Source organism: Antarcticimicrobium sediminis (assembly GCF_004348975.1).
GTDB lineage: Bacteria > Pseudomonadota > Alphaproteobacteria > Rhodobacterales > Rhodobacteraceae > Antarcticimicrobium > Antarcticimicrobium sediminis.
Window position 1 is genome coordinate 183,539 of the sequence record NZ_SMFP01000003.1, and the last position, 18,909, is coordinate 202,447.

The window sequence follows — 18,909 nt, forward strand, 5'->3', positions numbered from 1 at the left end:
ATCACCAGCCTCCCAGGCCGAAGGGTTTCAACACGGCTTCGATCAGGATCGCGCCGAAGTGGAGGAAAAGATAGAGCAGAGAAAGCCGGAAGAAAGACCGCTCCACGGCGAAGTTGTCGGACTCCGATGCGTCTTCGTCTCGGCGGCTGATGCGCCACGCCCCGCGCAGGAACAGCGCGTTGAGCACAACAGAGACCACCAGATAGATCGGGCCGCCAATGTCGGAGAACCCGGCGCCGACGGCCAGCACCGCCAACAGCCCGGTATAGACAAGGATATGGGTGCGGGTGACGCGGCGGCCATGGGTCACGGTCAGCATCGGCACACCGGCATCGTCATAGTCCGAGCGCATGAACAGCGCCAGCGCCCAGAAATGCGGTGGCGTCCACATGAAGGTCAGTGCGAACATCAGCCAAGGTTCGATCGCCATATCGCCGGTCGCCGCGATCCAGCCGATCACCGGCGGAAAGGCCCCCGCCGCGCCACCGATCACGATGTTCTGCGGCGTCGCCCGTTTCAGCCACATGGTATAGATCACCACGTAGAAAAAGATGGTAAAGGCCAGAAACAGCCCGGCAAACGGGTTGGTGGCCAGCCCCAGCATCACCACGGCAAGGCCCGACAGCGCCAGCCCAAGCACCATCGCCTCGCCCGGCTCGATCTTTCCGGCGGGAATCGGGCGACCGCGCGTGCGCCGCATCACCCGGTCGATATCGGCGTCCCACCACATGTTCAGCGCGCCCGAGGCGCCGCCACCGATGGCAATGAACAGAATGGCGCAAAACCCGACCATCGGATTCACCGGCACCGGCGCGGCCACCAGGCCGACCAGCGCGGTGAACACGACCAGCGACATCACGCGCGGCTTGAGCAGGGCGAAATAATCGCCGAATCCCGCCTCGTCCTCGCGCAGGGTGCTTGCATTGATGCTTGCGTCGCTCATTCGGGTTCTCCGGGTGGGGTGGGCACGCGGCCCCCCCTAGGTCTTATCAGTTGGCAGCGAGCTTGAAGCTTTTGGGCTGACCGGCGTCGGCATATTCTTCGATCGCGCCTTTGAGCCAGTCATCATAGACCTCTTGGCTGACCACTTTGACGGTGATCGGCATGAAGGCGTGATCCTTGCCGCAAAGTTCCGAGCATTGGCCGAAATAGATGCCTTCGCGCTCGGCCTTGAACCAAAGCTGGGCCAGACGACCGGGGACGGCATCCTGTTTCACGCCAAAGGCTGGCATGGCCCAGGAATGGATCACGTCGGCCCCGGTGACGTTCATCACAATGGTCTTGCCGATCGGCACCACCACGGCGGTATCGGTGGCAAGCAGGAATTCATCGCGGCTATACCCGGCCTCGACCAGCTTTGCCTCGACCTCCGGGGTCAGCACATAATTGCCGCCGGTGGCCGGCTGGCCGATCATGTAGCTGTCAAAGCCAAAGCCCGCATCGACATATTCATAGCCCCAGTACCACTGATAACCGGTCACCTTGATGGTGATGTCGGCCTCGGGGATTTCCTGTTGCTTGAACAGCACCGGCAGCGAATAGGCGCCGATGAAAACAAGGATGATGATCGGCACCACGGTCCAGGCAATCTCGACCGGCGAGTTGTGGGTAAAGCTGGCAGGCGTTGGATTCATCCGCTTGTTGTAGCGCACGATCACCCAAGCGATCAGGCCGATCACCAAAAGGCTGATCGCCGCGCAGATGATCACAAGCATATAGTCCAGCGACTGAAGGTCGCGGGCCAGTTCGGTCGCTGCCGGCTGAAAGCCCATGCCACCATTGGTCGGTTTCCCGACGATCTCCAGCGCCTGTTGCGCATAGGCCGGAAGGCCGCTGAGGGCCGCAAAAAGCCCGGAAAGCATCAAAGCATTCTTCATGTCTCGTCCCGATCGGTTGAACCGTTTCTCCCTCGACACCGGGCATGGTTTGTATGCCTTGGCGTACACCCGTTGTCTTTGAGGTCTGTAAAAACCATATTCCGGGGAGCAGATAAAGCGAAATGCTTGCGTCAAAGGGACGCTTTTTTGATCTATGTCAAATTACGGGACTTGAAAATGCCAACAAAATCTTACTGTCCGTTCACTTCGGCGCTGCCCGAGGACGAGGCGCTTTCGATCCTGAAATCGGTTACGGACGGGGCCGACGACGGCGAAATCTTCGTTGAACGGCGCAAATCCGAGGCGCTGGTGTTCGACGATGGCCGGTTGCGCACCGCCAGTTATGACGCGTCGGAAGGATTCGGGCTGCGCGCGGTGCATGGCGAGGTGGCCGGCTATGCCCATTCCACCGAGGTCTCGATCCCGGCGCTGCGCCGGGCCGCCGAAACCGCACGGCTGGCGGTGGGCGCAGGGGGCGGCACGCTGGCGCCACCGCCGCAGCCCACCAACCGGCATCTTTATACCGATGAAGATCCGATCGGCGGCACCCCGTTCCCGGTCAAGATCGAGACCCTGCGCGAGATCGACGCCTTTTCCCGCGATATGGACCCCCGGGTGGTGCAGGTGTCGGCCACGCTGGCAGCCTCGTTGCAAGAGGTGGCGATTCTACGCCCCGACGGGGTGCAGGTGCGCGACGTGCGCCCGATGACGCGGGTCAATGTCTCGGTCATCGTGGAACAGAACGGCCGACGCGAAACCGGCACCGCGGGCGGCGGCGGGCGTGTCGGGCTGGATGGGCTGATCGACCCGCGCGACTGGCAGGCCAAGGCGCGCGAAGCGTTGCGAATCGCCTTGGTGAACCTTGAGGCAGTGCCAGCCCCGGCTGGCGTGATGGAGGTGGCGCTTGGCCCGGGCTGGCCCGGCATCCTGCTGCACGAGGCCATCGGTCACGGGCTGGAAGGCGATTTCAACCGCAAGGGCAGTTCGGCCTTTGCCGGGTTGATGGGCCAGCGGGTGGCGGCAAAAGGCGTCACCGTGCTGGATGACGGCACCCTGCCGGACCGGCGCGGCTCGATCACCGTGGATGATGAGGGCACCCCGTCGCGGCGCAACGTTCTGATCGAGGACGGCATTCTGGTGGGCCTTATGCAGGACCGGCAGAACGCGCGGCTGATGGGGGTGGAACCCACCGGCAACGGGCGGCGCGAAAGCTATGCCCATGCGCCGATGCCGCGGATGACCAACACCTATATGCTGGGCGGCGACAGCGATCCGGCCGATCTGGTCGCCGGGATCAAGGACGGCATCTGGGCGGTGGGATTCGGCGGCGGGCAAGTGGACATCACCAACGGCAAGTTCGTGTTCTCCTGCACCGAGGCCTATCGCGTGCAGAACGGCAAGGTGGGGGCGCCGGTCAAGGGCGCCACCCTAATCGGGGACGGGCCGACCTCGCTGCAGCATATCCGGGCTTTGGGCAACGACATGGCGCTGGATCCGGGCATGGGCAATTGCGGCAAGGCCGGGCAATGGGTGCCGGTCGGGGTGGGCCAGCCCACGGTTCTGATGGGCAAGCTGACGGTAGGTGGGTCCGCCGCCTGAGCCGGAAGCCGAACAGGGAATCGTACTTTTTCGTGGCGGTGTTGCCTTAATTCCGCCACGATTCACCAGTCGTTAACTTCAGGCATCCTACAAAGGTTTCGCAAGCAGGCGGAGCGTAGGATGACCGATACGCAGCAATCTTCCACCCACCCACTGGTCCCACCCACGTCGGAAGGTGATCGGTTTGACTGGCTTCGTCTGCTTCGCTCTTACCGGGTGGGACTTTCCACATTCTATCGGCTGATCAACGCACATGGCACCGCCCGGAGCGCGCTGGAGGCGTTGCCCGAGCTTGCCCGCTCGGCCGGGGTCGATCGCTATGCCCCCTGCCCCGAGGCGCGAATCGATGCGGAGTTGAAGGCGGCGCGCGCCGCCGGGGCGCGGCTGATCTGCATTGGTGAGGCGGGGTACCCGGTGGCGCTGGCAAGAATCGACGATGCGCCGCCGATGCTCTGGTCGGTGGGCGATCCGGCGCTGTTGCAGCGCCCTTCGGTGGCCCTGGTCGGCGCGCGCAATGCCTCTTCGCTGGGAACGCGGATGGCGCGGTCGCTGGCGCGTGAGCTGGGCCAGGCAGGCAATGTCGTGACCTCCGGGCTGGCGCGCGGGATCGATACGGCAGCGCATCTGGCGGCGCTGGAGACCGGGACCATCGCGGTGCTGGCGGGCGGGGTCGACGTGATCTATCCCGCCGAGAACGCCGGATTGGCCGCGGATATCGCGCGCTGTGGGCTCTTGCTGTCGGAACAGCCGATGGGCATGGCCCCGCAGGCGCGCCATTTTCCAAGCCGCAACCGGATCATTTCAGGGCTGGCGCGGGCGGTGGTGGTGGTTGAGGCTGCCGCCCGCTCTGGCAGTCTGATCACCGCGCGGGATGCGCTGGATCAGGGCCGCGAGGTGTTGGCCGTGCCCGGCCATCCGTTCGACGCCCGCGCGGCGGGCTGCAACATGCTGATCCGCGACGGCGCGGTGCTGGTACGCGGCGGGGAGGACGTGATCGCCGCCTTGCCCCCGGAAGAGGCGGGGCAGAGAGAGGCCGCGCCGAGTGTCAGGACACAGAGCGGGTTGGCGCAGCCCGAGCTGCCGCAGATCCCGCCAGCAGGCCCGCCGCCCGACAAACGCAGCCTGCGCGAGACCGCGCAACTGCACCAGCAGATCCTGTCGCGGCTGGGCCCCTCGCCGCTGGCCGAAGACCAGTTGATCCGCGATCTCAAGACAGCGCCCGGCCGGGTGGCGCCGGTGCTGCTCGATCTGGAACTGGAGGGGCGAATCACCCGTCAGGCCGGTGGGTTGCTGGCGCGGTTGCGCTGAAGCGGACCGGAAAACGGGGGCTGCGGAAGGGGTTTCGAGCGTCGGAATTTGAGTATTTGTACCAAGAAGAAGCGAGGGGGGGGGGCGCAAAGCGTCGCGCGCCCAGGGTTTATCTGGGGAGAGATAGCGGCGGAGCCCCTGTGCGCTACATCCCTTGGCAGGCTTCGGGGATCACCGGGCGCCAGATCGCACAGATCGGGGCATAGGCATACCAGACATCGGAGGCGCCGATCGCCCAGTGCACCGCCACCCAGGTCTGGCCCGACCGGACATAGAGCGCCCGCATCGCCACGCCGCCCTCCATGCCTTCGGGATAAAGATCGCCCCGCGCAGAACCGGGTGTCTGCCAGAGCGAGATTTCGCCACCACCGGGGCGTTGCGGAGAGAGTGAGGAAAAGGCCAGATCGCCGCTGACACGCAGATCATGGATCACGAATTGCACCGGCGCGCCCAACAGCCATTCCGCATGTGGGCGCAGCGCATCCATCAGGGCCGCGCGCAGGTTGCTGCCGCGCTGTGGCTCAGACCAGCCCTGGGCCGAAAGCGGCCCGGCAAGCAGGAAGAAGATCAGCAAAAACAGCTGACGCATCGCCGCTCTCTCCTGTGAAAACGGGTGGAAACGGGCGCGGTTTGAGGGCCTGTACCCCGGTAATTGTGCGCCGAAACGGCACGGATTGACAATCGGCTCTTGCGCACCACATGTTGGCCCGCCATAGAAAGCGCCGTTTCCGCCGCAAGAGGTTTTTCGCTAAATGCCCGTAGTTGTTGTAGAATCCCCGGCCAAAGCAAAAACGATCAACAAGTATCTTGGTCCTGACTACGTTGTTTTGGCATCTTACGGTCATGTGCGTGACCTTCCGCCCAAGGACGGATCGGTCGATACCGAGAACGATTTCGACATGAAATGGGAGATCGGCGCGGACAGCCGCAAACATGTCAAGGCGATCGCCGACGCCCTGAAGGAAGACAATTCGCTGATCCTCGCGACTGACCCCGACCGCGAGGGCGAGGCGATCTCTTGGCACCTGCAGGAAACCCTGACCCAGCGGAAGTCGATCAAGAAGGATACCGATGTCAAACGGGTGACCTTCAACGCCATCACCAAGGCTGCGGTGACCGAGGCGATGAAACATCCGCGCGATGTCGATGCGCCGCTGGTCGAAGCCTATCTGGCGCGCCGCGCGCTGGATTATCTGGTCGGGTTCAACCTGTCTCCGGTGTTGTGGCGCAAGCTGCCCGGTGCGAAATCGGCCGGTCGGGTGCAATCGGTCTGCCTGCGCCTGATCGTCGAGCGCGAGATGGAGATCGAGGCCTTCACCGCGCGGGAATACTGGTCGGTCAAGGCAGTGCTTTCGACCCCGCGCGGACAGGAATTCGAGGCCCGGCTGACGGTTCTGGCTGGCAAGAAGCTTGATAAATACGATATCGAAAACAGCACACAGGCCGAGTTGGCGGTGCAGGCGATCACCAGCCGCGACCTGAGCGTGGCCAGCGTCGAGGCCAAGCCGGCCAACCGCAACCCCTCGCCGCCGTTCATGACCTCGACCCTGCAACAGGAAGCCAGCCGCAAGTTCGGCATGGGCGCGCGCCAGACCATGAGCACGGCGCAGCGGCTCTATGAGGCGGGCTATATCACCTATATGCGGACCGACGGCATCGACATGGCCCCCGAGGCGGTGGCGGCGGCGCGCGACGCGATCAAGGAACGCTATGGCGCCGAATACGTGCCCGGCAGCCCCCGCATCTACAAGAACAAGGCGAAGAACGCGCAGGAAGCGCACGAGTGTATCCGCCCGACCGAGATGACCCGCGACGCCGATGCGCTCAAGCTGACCGATTCGGATCAGCGCAAGCTGTATGATCTGATCTGGAAGCGGACGCTGGCCAGCCAGATGGAAGCGGCCCGGTTGGAGCGCACCACGGTCGAGATCGCCAGCAATGACGGTCAGGTCGGGCTGCGCGCCACCGGTCAGGTGATGTTGTTCGATGGGTTCATGCGGGTCTATGAAGAGGGCCGCGACGACGTCACCGACGAGGACGACAAGCGGCTGCCGCAGATCACGCAGGGCGAGCCCGCCGACAAGCGCGCGGTCAACCCGGAGCAGCATTTCACCCAGCCGCCGCCGCGCTATACCGAGGCGACGCTGGTCAAGCGGATGGAAGAACTCGGCATCGGGCGGCCCTCGACCTATGCCAGCATCGTCACCACGATTCAGGATCGTGGTTATGTCCGCAAGGAAAAGAACCGCCTGATCCCCGAGGACAAGGGCCGGTTGGTGATCGTGTTCCTGCAGAATTATTTCAGCAAATACGTCGGCTATGACTTTACCGCCGAGCTTGAGAACGAGCTGGATCACGTCAGCGCCGGCGAGGCCAACTACAAGGATGTGCTGGCCAAGTTCTGGCGCGATTTCTCGGCCGCGATCGCCGAGACATCAGAGCTGCGCATCACCGATGTGCTGGAAAAGATCAACGAGGTGCTGGAACCGCATCTGTTCCCGGCCAAGGAGGATGGCAGCGACCCGCGGCTGTGCCCGAACTGCGGAAAGGGACGGCTGAGCATGCGCACGGCGCGCTCTGGCGGGGCCTTCATCGGCTGCTCCAACTATCCTGAGTGTCGCTATACCCGGCCGTTTGGTCCGCCGGGGATGGCGGGCGACGAGATCGGCCCGGACGGAAAGGTTCTGGGCTATGACAATGACGAGACCATCAGCCTGCGCAAGGGCCGGTTCGGGCCCTATGTGCAGCGCGGCGAGGCCACCGAAGAGGTGCCGAAACCGCCGCGCGCCTCGATCCCCAAGGGGTGGGAGCTGGACGATGTCGATCTGGACAAGGCGCTGATGCTTCTGAATCTGCCGCGAGAAATCGGCGCGCATCCCGAGGATGGCGAGATGATCGAGGCCGCGATCGGGCGCTATGGGCCCTATGTGAAGCACGGCAAGGTCTATGCCAACCTGAAGGACGTCGAGGACGTCTTTACCATCGGCATCAACCGCGCCGTGGACGAACTAGCCAAGAAGGCGGCGCGCGGTGGGCGCGGGGCGGCGGCGACACCGCTCAAGGAGCTGGGCGAACACCCCACCGAGGGCGGACCGGTGAACGTGATGGATGGCCGCTATGGGCCTTACGTCAAATGGGGCAAGGTCAACGCCACCCTGCCCAAGGAAACCGAGCCGGCGGATCTGACGATGGAGCAGGCGGTTGTCTTGATCGCCGAGAAGGCGGCCAAGAAGCCTGCGCGCAAGACCGCCGCGAAAAAGCCTGCTGCCAAGAAGCCCGCAGCGAAGAAACCGGCCGCCAAAAAACCCGCGGCGAAGAAGCCCGCAGCAAAGAAACCGGCAGCGAAAAAAACCGCCGCGAAAAAGCCGGCGGCGGAGGACGCAGCCCCGGAGGAGTAATTCCGGCGCATGTCGATTTGATGTGAGAGCGCGTCGCCTAGGGGGCGGCGCGCTTTTGCGTTCCGGGGTTTTGGGCGCCGGGTTTTGGGCGCGCCGCCTCCCCCGAACACGGTGTCAACGCACCGACATAGGGGCGCGCTGGGAGCGGCGCTGCCCCCTCCCCCCGTATTTCTACGTATTGGCCGATGGGGGCTGGCTGGGCTAAAGCCTCCCCAGTGGGCACGCGACCGGGGCGCAACATTGACTCTTGCCGCGCCCCCCGGCAGTGATTGCCCAACCTGGGTTTTAGGGAGTGATCCATGAGTAAGATATACGCCAACGCCGCCGACGCGCTGGACGGCGTCCTGTTCGACGGCATGCTGATCGCTGCGGGAGGTTTCGGCCTGTGCGGCATTCCAGAGCTGCTGATCGACGCCATCCGCGACGCCGGAACCAAGGATCTGACCGTTGCCTCCAACAACGCGGGGGTTGATGATTTCGGGCTGGGTGTGCTGCTGCAGACCAAGCAGGTCAAGAAAATGATGTCGTCCTATGTCGGTGAGAACGCCGAGTTCATGCGCCAGTATCTGGCCGGTGAACTGGAGCTGGAGTTCAACCCGCAGGGCACGCTGGCCGAGCGCATGCGCGCCGGTGGCGCGGGCATTCCGGGGTTTTACACCAAGACCGGGGTCGGCACCGTGATCGCCGAGGGCAAAGAGGTTAAGGTTTTCGACGGCGAGGAATACATCCTTGAACGCGGGATCTTTGCCGATCTGGCCATCGTCAAGGCGTGGAAGGCCGACACCACCGGCAACCTGATCTTTCGCAAGACCGCGCGCAACTTCAACCCGCCAGCGGCGATGTGCGGCAAGATCTGCGTCGTCGAGGTTGAAGAGATCGTCGAACCCGGCACGCTGGACCCCGATGGCATCCACCTGCCCGGCGTCTATGTGCATCGCATCGTGCAAGGGACGCACGAAAAGCGCATCGAAAAAGTGACCACCCGCAAACGTGAGGAGGCTTGATCCATGGCTTGGGACCGCAACCAAATGGCCGAGCGCGCCGCGCAAGAGCTGGAAGACGGCATGTATGTGAACCTTGGCATCGGGATTCCGACGCTGGTGGCGAACTATGTCGGCGACAAGGACATCACGCTGCAATCGGAAAACGGCATGCTGGGCATGGGCCCCTTCCCCTATGAGGGCGAAGAGGATCCTGACCTGATCAATGCCGGCAAGCAAACCATCACCGAGCTGGCGCGCACCTCGTACTTTGACAGCGCCACCTCGTTCGGGATGATCCGGGGCGGCAAGATCGCCGCCGCGATCCTGGGCGCGATGGAGGTCAGCGAAAACGGAGATCTGGCCAACTGGATGATCCCCGGCAAGCTGGTCAAGGGCATGGGCGGCGCGATGGATCTGGTGGCCGGGGTTGGCCGCGTGATCGTCGTGATGGACCACACCAACAAGGCCGGCGAAAGCAAGGTGCTGAAAGAGTGTACGCTGCCGCTGACCGGCAAGGGCGTGGTGGATCGCATCATCACCAATCTGGGCGTGCTGGATGTGGAGCACAAAGGGCTGCATATCGTGGACCTTGCCCCCGGCGTCACCCGCGAGGACATGATCGCCGCGACCGAGGCGACCATCATCTAAGATAGCGCCCTCCAAGATACTGCTAAGTAGACTACGCCCCGGCCACCGCGCCGGGGCGTTTCGTTTTTGCCGAATTTCGGTCTTTCCTGATGCCGCTCTTGCCGCGGGGGCCGCTCAGTTCAGCGCGGCAAAGACGCAGCCGTCCGAGATCAGTTCCGGCGGGGTCAGGCACAGCCCGCGCGCGACTTGGAACGCGGCCAGCACCTTGGGCACGTAATCGCGGGTCTCGGCAAAGGGCGGCACACCGGCGTGATCGCGCACCGCGCCCGCCCCCGCGTTGTAGCCTGCGAGCACCAAGATCGGATCGTTGTCGAATTTCTGCATCAGCCAGTCGAGATATTTCACCCCACCGGCGATGTTATCCTCGGGCACAAGGCTGTCAGAGACACCGAACCGCGCCGCGGTATCGGGCATAAGCTGCATCAACCCCTGCGCCCCGGCCCCGCTGACCGCATCCGGTTTGCCCGCCGATTCCACCGAGATCACCGCCAGTACCAGCGCTGGCGAGACCTGCGTGCCCACCGTTGCCGTCAGGATCGGGATGCCGCGGGCGCGGGCGATCTCTTGCAACGCCTGAAGACGCGGGGCCGCCACCTTTTGCGCGCCGCTGAGCAGTTGCAGCGCGTCATGCAGCCGCGCCGGGCTGGATTGGGCCAGATCGGGTGAAACCCCCTCCCAGAACCAGTCATAGCGCCCCAGCGACGCCTTGGCAGTGGGGGTCGCATCGGGATCGGCGCCTGCAGTCGTGCTCTGCTGTTTCGGCACGGCGGCACGGCGCTGCTGTTCCTCTGGGTCGATCTGGACATTGATCCGCCGGGCCGTGCCCGGCGCTGGCGGTTTGACCCGGCGGGCCTGAAATTCGGGAAACGGCGCGGCAGGGTCGGCCCGGACAGGCCCCCCCAAGAACACCTGCGAAAAAGCCGCCACCGCCGCCGCGATAACTCGGAGCCTCATAGGCGCGCCTCATGCCTCACAACGTTTTCCGGAGTCTCGTTCAAAACCCGCCCCAGAACCAGAGAATCCGGGCGAATTTTGTCATTTCTGCCCAATTTGGTTCGGATTCGCATCGCGCATTTTCCAGGATGATGCGTGGATTGCATTTTTAATCGATCAATAACAATGCATTAAGTAGTAAACATAAGATTTATGCGGGAGCTCTGAAAAATCCGTTTTTTGGCCCAATTCCTGCCACGACCCTCAGGCTATATGAGGTCATACCACGACGGACGGAGCCGATGAGAGAGCAAGGTTCAAACGGACGCCGCGGGTTATGAACACAAACGAAAGATCCTTTGGAGGGACCAAACCATGATCAAACTTTTCAAAAACTTCCGCGCAGACGAAGCTGGTGCCGTGACTGTTGACTGGGTTGTGCTGACCGCCGCAGTCGTCGCCCTGGCCGGCGCCGCATACACCACGATTGGTGCCAACACGAAAACCCTGTCGACCGCCATCGGCGCTGAAATCACAGCCCAACAGGCAGCGACCATCGGTGCTAGCAAATAAGGTTGTTCAATGAACACCTGACCATTCATGCCGCGCCTCTTCTGAGGCGCGGCATTATTCATTTCTGCACCCAGACTAGATCCGGAAAACCCGGCGCGTGACAGGTTTCGCAAAAACCCGCATCGCGCCAAATTTGTGCCGCATTGAGCGGCTTTTTTGGTGCAACGAAGATGAGCCGGCCGTCAGGCTGGAATGACCACCAGCCACGGAGGCCATAATGAGTAACCTGTTCCACAGTTTCGCCAGGGATGAAGACGGCGCGGTCACCGTCGACTGGCTCTTGTTGGTCGCGACTGTCGTCGCCCTGAGTGTTTTGGTGATTCCGCCCATCCTGCTTTCCGCTGGCGATCTGGGCACCAAGGTGGCCGCTGCGATCGCGGCGCTGGACTTTGATTGGTGAGCTGTGGCGCGACCGTCAAATTCCCCGCATCGGCCCTGCAACCTCCCCTATTTCGCCACATTCCCTGACTAGAATGTAATCAGACGACAACGCGCTCGACCGGCCTCTGCCGGACCGGGCCATGGGTGAAAGGAACTGTCATGCGTGCAGTTTTCGGTCTTGTTCTGGTCATCGGGGTCGCCTTGGCAGGCGGTGCCGTTTATATGGCCAAAAATTATATCACGAATTACCAGCAGGCGCTGGCGAAGGAACGCGCAACCAGCGTGCCCGTCGTGCCCACCCGCGAGGTCTATGTCGCGAAACGCGCGCTCCGCTACGGCGAGGCGGTGACAAAAGACAGCGTGCGCAAGGTGAACTGGCCACAGGATGCGATCCCCGAAGGCGCCTTCACTGATTTTGCCGCCCTGATCCCCGAAGATCCGGACAAGGCCCGCGTGGTGCTGCGCGCGATGGAAAAGGACGAGGCGATCCTGACGGTCAAGGTGACCAAACCAGGACAGGAAGCCGGGCTGACCTCGCAATTGGAACGCGGCATGCGAGCCTTTGCCATCCGGGTCGACGTGGCCTCGGGCGTGTCGGGCTTCCTGCGCCCCGGCGACCGGGTTGATGTCTACTGGACCGGCTCTATCCGCGATACGGCTGAGGGGGCGCGTGGCGACGTGACCCGCCTGATCGAAACCGCCGTGCAACTGATCGCTGTGGACCAGACCGCCAGCGAGGATGTGAACGGCGCCACCATCGCCCGCACGGTCACGGTGTCGGTGCGCCCACAACAGGTGGCGGCACTGGCCCAGGCCCAAACATCAGGACGGCTGTCGCTGGCCCTGGTCGGGATTGATGACGACACCATCATTGATGCGATCGAAGTCGACCAGCGCGCCCTGCTCGGGCTTGAAGATGAGGTACTGGCCGCCCCCGACCTGAAACCCGAGGTCTGCACCATCCGCACCCGGCGCGGGTCAGAGGTGGTGGACATCCAGATCCCCTGCACAAACTGAGAAAAATGACCGACGAAGGTCAGACCGGGGGCGGTTCGCACAGGCGGGCCGCCCCCGACGCACTGTACCGCCGCGCACCTCTGTTGCGTCTTATCCACATCAGGGGATCGTCCGAAATCATTGATTCTTGAAAAAAAATCGCTTATGCCTCACAGTGGCGCAAAGAGCGGGCATAAAGACCCGGCACCGAGGCGTGATCGGAGAGGCAGGTCACATGGCACTAAATCGATGGATGAAGGCCGCCCTGATGGGGCTGGCGCTGGGCTATATGCCCGCAGCAGGGACTCCGGTGCAAGCCGAGATGCTCCGCATTGTCAAAAAAGGAACGGCAACCACACTGGATGTGCCGATGAATCGCGCCGTCGTGGTCGAAAGCGACGTCCCCTTTTCCGAACTGAGCATCGCCAACCCCGGCATCGCCGATATTTCGTCGTTGTCGGACAGCACCATCTATGTGCTGGGCAAATCCCCCGGCACGACCACATTGACATTGCTTGATGCGGCCGGTCGGCTGATCACCAATGTCGAGGTCAAGGTCGCGGCTGACGTTGCAGAATTCAAGGAACGGCTGCGCCAGATCATTCCCGGTGAACAGATCGAGGTGCGCACCGCAAATGATGGCATCGTGCTGTCCGGCACGGTGTCAAGCACACAGAAACTCCAGCGCGCACTGGATCTGGCCGAACGCTATGCGCCCGAGCGGGTCTCGAACCTGATGAGCGTGGGCGGTGTGCAACAGGTAATGCTCAAGGTCCGCTTTGCCGAGATGCAGCGCAACGTGTCGAAATCGCTCAGCTCTTCGTTGGGGATCACGGGCGGAAGCAGTGTCGGCGTCAATGGCGGCACCGGCACGCTGGGCAACCAGTCTGCGCTGACCAACTCGCTGGCCGGCAACATCCCGACATCGAATGACAATGCCGGCGCGGTCGTCTTCGGGTTCAACGCCGGCGCGTTTCAGGTCAACCTGTTGCTTGAGGCATTGGAACAGAAGGGCGTGTCGCGCACCTTGGCCGAGCCCAATCTCTCTGCCCTGTCGGGGCAAGAGGCGAAATTCCTCGCTGGCGGCGAATATCCTATCCCGGTGGCGCAGAGTGACGGTGTCTATACCGTCGAATACAAGCCTTATGGCATCGAACTGGCCTTTGTCCCGCGCGTGGTCGACGGAGATCTGATCAATCTGGAGCTCAAGGCGGCGGTTTCGTCCATCGACAGTTCCAACAGCGTCACGGTCAACGGATCCGAAGTCGGCGCATTCTCGCGGCGCGAAACATCGACCACGGTCGAGATGCGCGACGGCGAAAGCTTTGCCATCGCCGGCCTGATCCAAGACAATTTCCTGGACAGCGCGGCGCAAATCCCCTGGCTGGGAGATGTGCCGGTGCTGGGCTCCTTGTTCCGCAGCGCCGACTATCAGCGCAACCAGACCGAATTGGTGATCATCGTTACCGCGCATCTGGTCACGCCGACGCGCGGCGAGGCGCTGGCGCTGCCCACCGACCGGGTAAAGCCGCCGACCGAAAGCGATCTGTTCCTGTTCGGGCGCACTGGATCGACCGATCGGCTGCCGCGTGGCGGTGCCGCTAGCGAGGTTGCCAAGCAGGACTTTAGTGGCTCTTATGGTTATGTGATGGATTAAGCAGGGATGGCTGGCATGCATAAGCTGATTGCAGGTCTCGGACTGACGCTGGCACTGGGAGCCTGCGGTCAAACTGCGGGCCCCGTCCCCAACAGCTTCCTGCGCGAGGCGGGGTCGCAGGTCGATACCGGCCTGTTCGGCGACGCCACCATGAACAACACCATGATCATGAACGGCGAAAAGGACTATGTCGTCAGCCTCGCCAACCGCTTTGCACAAGAGGTGCCCAGCACCATCACCTTTGCCTTTGACAGCGCCCAGCTCGACGGGGCGGCGCAGGCCGTTCTCGACCGGCAGGCCGACTGGATCCGCCAATTCCCCGAGATCCGCTTCCGGGTTTACGGCCATACCGACGCGGTCGGCTCGACAGCCTATAACCGCAATCTGGGGCAACGGCGCGCCAATGCGGCCGTGGCCTATCTGGCGACGCGCGGAATCAGCCGCAGGCGGCTTGAGGCGGTGGTGTCATACGGCGAAACGCAACCGCTGATCGTGAGCCAGGGACGCGAGCGGCGCAACCGCCGCACGGTGACCGAGGTTTCCGGGTTCCTCAAGCGCCATCCCACTGTTCTGGATGGAAAATATGCGCAGGTCGTTTATCGCGAATATGTCGCGAGCGCGAAGCCTGCCTCGGACGTTGCCAGTACGAATGCAGCGCTGGAAGCCATACAATAACCGTGTGAAAGCCAAGATCGTCTCCGATTTCCCTACAATTGGAGTTTTTTGGCCCAAATCTCGCCCTGATTGTCCACGACATTGCTCCTAATGAGAAATGTGTGACCACACCGAGTCGCACGTCGGGTGCCACTTGCAACGCGATAGGGAAACCTCCCGACTTGCCGCCCTGTGGTCACTGAGCAAAGGAAATTGGCAATGGGCAGCGCAGTAGTGCAAACGGAATTCGCCCCAATCGTGGCCTGCACAATCAGCCGCGATGTGCAGAATTTCGACCTTCTGATCGAAGATATGGAGGCCGCCCTTGGCGAGAGCTGGGGCGATCTGGGATTTGCCGAGGCACTGGCGTTCTTCAGCCAACCCGACGCCCACGCGCTGGAATTCGTCGCCTTGGCAATCGACCGCAACGACGAAGACAATCTTGTCCTGTTGGACGAGATCATCACCCAGGCCAAATCGCGCGGGATCAACGTCATTCTGATCGCCGAGGATGTCACCCCCGCCTCGCTGCACCAGCTCCTGCGCAAAGGGGCCGATGAGTTCGTCCCCTACCCCCTGCCCGAGCATGAATTGCAGGAGGCGATCGACCGGATCAAGGCCCAGAATGCCGGGCCTGCGCTGGTGCCCGCAAAGCAGAAGCCGTTGGATGCGGATAGCGAAAAAGAGGGGGCGGTGTTCGTCGTACACGGGCTTGCCGGGGGCAGCGGGTCGACCACGATGGCGGTGAACCTGGCCTGGGAACTGGCCAATATCGACGGCAAGGACAGTCCCCGCGTCTGCCTGATTGACCTCGACCTGCAATACGGATCGGTCGCGACCTATCTGGACCTGCCGCGCCGCGAGATCGTGTTCGACATGCTGTCGGACACCCAAAACATGGACGATGACATTTTTGGCCAGGCGCTTCAGATCTTTGAAGACAAGCTGCATGTGCTGACCGCACCGGCGGATATGGTGCCGCTGGACCTGATCACGCCCGAAGACGTCCAAAGCGTGATCACCATGGCGCGGCGCCATTTCGACTATGTCGTGATCGACATGCCGAAAGCCGTGATCCAGTGGTCCGAGACCACCTTGCAGGCGGCGCATGTGTATATCGCGCTGATCGAACTCGACATGCGGTCTGCTCAAAACACATTGCGACTGAAACACGCGCTGCAATCCGAAGATCTGCCCTTCGACAAGTTGCGCTTTGCGTTGAACCGGGCGCCGAAGTTCACGGATCTTTCGGGCAAGAGCCGGGTTCGGCGCATGGGCGACTCGCTGGGGATTGCAATCGATTTGCATCTTCCCGATGGCGGCAAACCGATCACACAGGCCTGCGACCACGGTCAACCACTGGCCGAATCCTGTGCCAAGAATCCTCTGCGTAAGGAAATCGCCAAACTGGCCCGGTCGTTGCACGACCTTGGCCGTGAAGAGGCCGAAGCGGCCTGACTGTGACAAGGGGCAGATAACGTGTTTACCAAATTCCGGAAAGAAGTCGCGGCAAGCGGCGCCGCACGACCCGCCGCCACCAAGGCAAAGGCGCCCGCCCCGCAGCCCGAGCCGGAGGCGAAACCCGCTGCGCGGCTGCGCAAGCCGACGATCAAGATCGCAGCCAAGGCGGCACCGGAGGACCGGGACCGCAAGCGCAAGGAGCGGCTGGGCGACATCAAACTGGAACTGCACCGGGCGCTGTTGGAAAATCTCAACCTCGCCGCGCTGGAGCATGCCAGCGAGGCCGATCTGCGGGTCGAAATCAACGCGATCGCCAGCGAAATTCTCGACGAAAAAGGCATCGTCCTCAACCGCGAAGACCGCCAGACGCTCAACAAGGAACTGTATGACGAGGTGACGGGCCTCGGTCCGCTGGAAACGCTGTTGCGCGACGACTCTGTCAACGACATCCTTGTCAACGGCCCGCATCAGATCTTTGTCGAACGGGACGGCAAGCTGGAACTCAGCGGCGTCACCTTCAAGGATGAACGCCACCTGCTGCGCATCATTGACAAGATCGTTTCGGCAGTCGGACGGCGGGTGGATGAATCCCACCCCTATGTCGACGCCCGTCTGGCCGACGGCTCGCGCTTCAACGCGATGGTCCCGCCGATTGCGGTGGACGGATCGCTGGTCTCGATCCGGAAATTCAAGAAAGACAAGCTGAGCATTGATGAGCTGGTCAATTTCGGCGCCTTTTCCGAAGAAATGGCCGCCTATCTTCAGGCTGCGGTCGCGACACGGCTGAACATCATCGTCTCGGGCGGGACCGGGTCGGGCAAAACCACGACGCTGAACGCGCTGTCGAGCTTTATCGATCATTCCGAACGGATCCTGACCATCGAGGACACCGCCGAACTTCAGCTCCAGCAGGTTCATGTGGGCCGGATGGAAAGCCGCCCTCCCAATGTGGAAGGCAAGGGCGAAGTCACCGCGCGCGACTGTCTGAAAAACGCGCTCAGGATGCGCCCTGACCGCATCATCGTCGGCGAGACCCGCGGCGAAGAGGTGATCGACATGTTGCAGGCCATGAACACCGGCCATGACGGTTCGATGACCACGATCCACGCCAACTCGGCCCGCGACGCGGTGAGCCGGTTGGAAAACATGATCGCCATGGCCGGGATCGAAATGCCGATCAAGGCCCTGCGCAGCCAGGTTGCCAGCGCCGTCAATCTGATCGTGCAAGCCAGCCGCCTGCAGGACGGATCGCGCCGGATGACCTCGATCTCCGAGATCACCGGCATGGAGGGCGACGTGATTTCGATGCAGGAAATCTTTCGCTATCAGCGCGTCGGTCTTGGCCCGAACAACAAGATCATCGGCCATTTCACCGCCACCGGCGTACGCAGCCATTTCTCGGAACGGTTCCGCATGTGGGGCTATGACCTGCCTACGTCCGTCTATGAACCCACAACAATGGAGATGTCGTGATGCAAATGGGTATCGAAGCCCTGATCTACCTGCTGATTTTCGTTGGTGTGCTGGTTCTGGTCCAAGGGATCTATCTGGTCGCTTTCGGCAAGTCGATCAGCCTGAACAACAGGGTCAACCGCCGGTTGGCGATGCTCGACAAGGGGATCGGGCGCGAACAAGTGCTGGAGCAATTGCGCAAGGAAATGCGCCAGCACCTGAACGCCAAGTCGATCCCGCTTTATTCTCTGATCGCGGAAAAGGCACAAAAGGCCGCCATCGCCTTTAGCCCACGCCAGTTGATCATGATCATGGGCGGGCTGGTGGTGCTGGCCTATCTCGGGCTGACTATCGGCACCGATACCTCGCCAGTGGTCCGTCTTGTGGCCTCGCTGGGGATCGGCATCGGCGCGGTCTATCTCTGGATCAGCAGCAAGGCCAAAAAGCGCATGGCGCTGATCGAAGAACAGCTGCCCGATGCCATCGAATTGATGGTGCGCAGCCTGCGGGTGGGGCATCCGTTCACCTCGGCCATCCAGATCGTCGCGAAAGAGATCGAGGATCCGCTGGCCACCGAGTTTGGCATCATCTCCGACGAATCCGCCTATGGCCGCGATGTCGGCGAATCGCTCAAGGAAATGGCCGAGCGGCTAGACATGCAGGATATGCGCTTTCTCGCGGTGGCTGTGACCATCCAGCAGCAATCAGGCGGCAACCTGGCCGAGGTTCTGGACGGGCTGTCAAAGGTGATCCGCTCGCGGTTCCGCCTGTTCCGCAAGGTCAAGGCGATCACCGCCGAGGCGCAATGGTCGGGCAAGTTCCTGTCGGCGTTTCCGCTCCTGTGTCTGATCGGAATCCTGGTCCAGAGCCCGCATTACTATGACGACGTCTTGGACCACCCTTGGTTTATTCCCGCCTGTTTCATCGTTGGCACCATGCTGGGCATCAACCTGATCGTGATGCGCGTTCTGACCAACATCAAAGTGTGA

The 18,909-nt window shown here is 62.4% G+C and carries 17 protein-coding genes; 13 read left to right on the forward strand and 4 right to left on the reverse strand.

The annotated features are described in order from the left end of the window. Position 1 precedes the first annotated feature (1 nt). Together cyoE and coxB are read right to left on the reverse strand one after the other, a co-directional pair. A complete protein-coding gene (gene cyoE / locus E1B25_RS06395) occupies positions 2-943 on the reverse strand; it encodes a heme o synthase (RefSeq protein WP_132827933.1) in 942 nt (313 codons plus the stop codon). 46 nt (positions 944-989) lie between these two features. Further along, the gene (gene coxB / locus E1B25_RS06400; protein WP_132827934.1) at positions 990-1,877 is read right to left on the reverse strand and encodes a cytochrome c oxidase subunit II; all 888 of its coding nucleotides are present in this window, start codon (positions 1,875-1,877) and stop codon (positions 990-992) included. A 177-nt stretch (positions 1,878-2,054) separates the two neighbouring features. On the opposite strand from coxB, the gene tldD reads away from it, so the two are divergent. Next, positions 2,055-3,476, forward strand: coding sequence for a metalloprotease TldD (tldD, locus tag E1B25_RS06405; protein WP_132827935.1), 1,422 nt, complete (start codon positions 2,055-2,057; stop codon positions 3,474-3,476). A 120-nt stretch (positions 3,477-3,596) separates the two neighbouring features. Continuing rightward, positions 3,597-4,784, forward strand: a complete 1,188-nt coding sequence (dprA, locus tag E1B25_RS06410) for a DNA-processing protein DprA (RefSeq protein ID WP_132827936.1) — start codon at positions 3,597-3,599, stop codon at positions 4,782-4,784. A gap of 145 nt (positions 4,785-4,929) precedes the next feature. Here dprA and E1B25_RS06415 read toward each other — a convergent pair whose 3' ends face one another. Further along, positions 4,930-5,373 carry a hypothetical protein gene (locus tag E1B25_RS06415; protein WP_132827937.1) on the reverse strand — a complete coding sequence of 148 codons (444 nt, stop codon included), beginning with the start codon at positions 5,371-5,373 and terminating at the stop codon, positions 4,930-4,932. A 163-nt stretch (positions 5,374-5,536) separates the two neighbouring features. Here E1B25_RS06415 and topA point away from each other — a divergent pair, with 163 nt between their 5' ends. The 3 genes from topA (at position 5,537) to E1B25_RS06430 (ending at position 9,813) form a co-directional block, all read left to right on the forward strand. Next, a complete protein-coding gene (gene topA, locus E1B25_RS06420) occupies positions 5,537-8,182 on the forward strand; it encodes a type I DNA topoisomerase (protein WP_132827938.1) in 2,646 nt (881 codons plus the stop codon). 299 nt (positions 8,183-8,481) lie between these two features. Then, positions 8,482-9,186: a CoA transferase subunit A gene (locus tag E1B25_RS06425; RefSeq protein WP_132827939.1), complete on the forward strand. Its 705-nt coding sequence runs from the start codon at positions 8,482-8,484 to the stop codon at positions 9,184-9,186. A 3-nt stretch (positions 9,187-9,189) separates the two neighbouring features. Continuing rightward, complete coding sequence (locus tag E1B25_RS06430; protein ID WP_132827940.1) at positions 9,190-9,813, forward strand: CoA transferase subunit B; 624 nt, start codon at positions 9,190-9,192, stop codon at positions 9,811-9,813. Positions 9,814-9,927: 114 nt separating this feature from the next. Here E1B25_RS06430 and E1B25_RS06435 read toward each other — a convergent pair whose 3' ends face one another. Continuing rightward, positions 9,928-10,767 (reverse strand): lytic transglycosylase domain-containing protein, encoded by an 840-nt coding sequence (locus E1B25_RS06435; protein WP_132827941.1) that lies wholly within the window; start codon positions 10,765-10,767, stop codon positions 9,928-9,930. 354 nt (positions 10,768-11,121) lie between these two features. Here E1B25_RS06435 and E1B25_RS06440 point away from each other — a divergent pair, with 354 nt between their 5' ends. From E1B25_RS06440 to E1B25_RS06475, 8 genes are all read left to right on the forward strand, one after another. Continuing rightward, entirely contained in the window at positions 11,122-11,319 is a 198-nt protein-coding gene (locus tag E1B25_RS06440; RefSeq protein ID WP_132827942.1) for a hypothetical protein, read from the forward strand. Positions 11,320-11,536: 217 nt separating this feature from the next. Beyond that, entirely contained in the window at positions 11,537-11,719 is a 183-nt protein-coding gene (locus tag E1B25_RS06445; protein ID WP_132827943.1) for a hypothetical protein, read from the forward strand. 140 nt (positions 11,720-11,859) lie between these two features. Then, on the forward strand, positions 11,860-12,717 hold the full coding sequence (gene cpaB, locus E1B25_RS06450; RefSeq protein WP_132827944.1) for a Flp pilus assembly protein CpaB: 858 nt from the start codon (positions 11,860-11,862) through the stop codon (positions 12,715-12,717). A gap of 214 nt (positions 12,718-12,931) precedes the next feature. Continuing rightward, positions 12,932-14,353 (forward strand): type II and III secretion system protein family protein, encoded by a 1,422-nt coding sequence (locus tag E1B25_RS06455; protein ID WP_132827945.1) that lies wholly within the window; start codon positions 12,932-12,934, stop codon positions 14,351-14,353. A gap of 15 nt (positions 14,354-14,368) precedes the next feature. Then, a complete protein-coding gene (locus E1B25_RS06460) occupies positions 14,369-15,028 on the forward strand; it encodes an OmpA family protein (protein WP_132827946.1) in 660 nt (219 codons plus the stop codon). A 198-nt stretch (positions 15,029-15,226) separates the two neighbouring features. Beyond that, positions 15,227-16,465 carry a CpaE/TadZ family protein gene (locus E1B25_RS06465; RefSeq protein WP_132827947.1) on the forward strand — a complete coding sequence of 413 codons (1,239 nt, stop codon included), beginning with the start codon at positions 15,227-15,229 and terminating at the stop codon, positions 16,463-16,465. A 21-nt stretch (positions 16,466-16,486) separates the two neighbouring features. After that, on the forward strand, positions 16,487-17,941 hold the full coding sequence (locus E1B25_RS06470; protein WP_132827948.1) for a TadA family conjugal transfer-associated ATPase: 1,455 nt from the start codon (positions 16,487-16,489) through the stop codon (positions 17,939-17,941). After that, complete coding sequence (locus tag E1B25_RS06475; protein WP_132827949.1) at positions 17,941-18,909, forward strand: type II secretion system F family protein; 969 nt, start codon at positions 17,941-17,943, stop codon at positions 18,907-18,909. The genes E1B25_RS06470 and E1B25_RS06475 overlap by 1 nt, the downstream gene beginning before the upstream one ends.